Raw genomic sequence first — 1,096 nt, 5'->3', positions numbered from 1 at the left:
ATGTACAGAGAATCCTATTTCTTCTGCTATTTCCTTTATCGATAGATTCGTTGACTTCAGCAGCGCTGCGGCTTTATTGATTTTTTCATTTTGGACAAACTCAGAGTAGCTGACACCCAGTTCTGCTGCAAATAAACGTGATAAATGCCTCCCTGAGATATGAAAGTGGCTAGCGACATCCGTCAGCTTTAACGGCTGTGACAGATTGTCTTTTATGTGCAGTTTCACCTCTGTCAGCAAAGCAGAAGATGTGTGAATGGGCTGCTTTTGTTTCAGGCGTTGGGCGGACGGGAGAAAGGTTTGGATTAATGACAGGATCAATGCATGCGACAAATGAGATAGGACCTCTTTGTCAAAAGCATTGACAGGCTGCGCTGCTTGCAGCATTAACGTTTTCCAAAGCAGGCCCGGCGGTTCGCCATCTTTCAATTGCATTGTGATAAAGGGGCTTTGTTTCACTTCTTCCATCACTTTGATCCATTCGGCGCTTGACTGATCCTCGCTCAGCTCGAAAGCGACGTAAAAAAGGAACAGACCTGTTTCACTTTTGATTTGGTGCAAATGCTCCGGCTTTGACAAAAAAATCGTCTGTTCACGAAGCGGATATGTACGATCACCTTCAAGGTAATATCCTTCACCTCTTACCACGTAACAAATTTCATAAAAGGAATGCTTATGAAGTAGTGTGTTATAGTGGTTCGTCATCGCTCCCCAATAGTGGACGTAAAATGAAACATCCTTTTGCTCTAAGCGATGCACATATTGATTTAATGTTATTTTGCCCGTCACAAGGTGGTTGAGTTCCATGTAAACGCCTCCTAACAAGTTGGTGGTTCTCTCATCATAACAAGGCGGACAAAAATAAAAAATCCCCCTGCCGTTTTTTTGGCAAGGGGATTGCAGTTAAATCACAAATGTAATATAGGCGCCGGAAACAGGGTCTTTCACACGAAAGCTGTTTTCCGTCTCTTCAATCGAATACCCGGCATGTTTGACTCGGTTTGCCACTAAATCCAGCTCCTCTTGGTGAGGCAGGACAACAGTGTAATAGTCTAGTCCGCTGGCATTTGTCGGTTTAGGCGGCGCATTTCTTCCA

Annotated in this window: 1 protein-coding gene and 1 pseudogene; both read right to left on the bottom strand. The window is 44.2% G+C overall.

Going from position 1 to position 1,096, the window contains the following annotated elements; all coding sequences use genetic code 11:
- The coding region (locus ACWHAR_RS22750; RefSeq protein WP_452087909.1) for an AraC family ligand binding domain-containing protein at positions 1-807 on the bottom strand (807 nt) is incomplete at its 3' end.
- A 96-nt stretch (positions 808-903) separates the two neighbouring features.
- Positions 904-1,096, bottom strand: a pseudogene (locus ACWHAR_RS22745) (glyoxalase); the annotation flags it as partial.

It is taken from the genome of Bacillus sp. LR--39 (genome assembly GCF_053613335.1).
The sequence above is the reverse complement of the archived record's forward strand: the minus strand, read 5'-3'. Positions and strand labels throughout refer to the sequence as shown.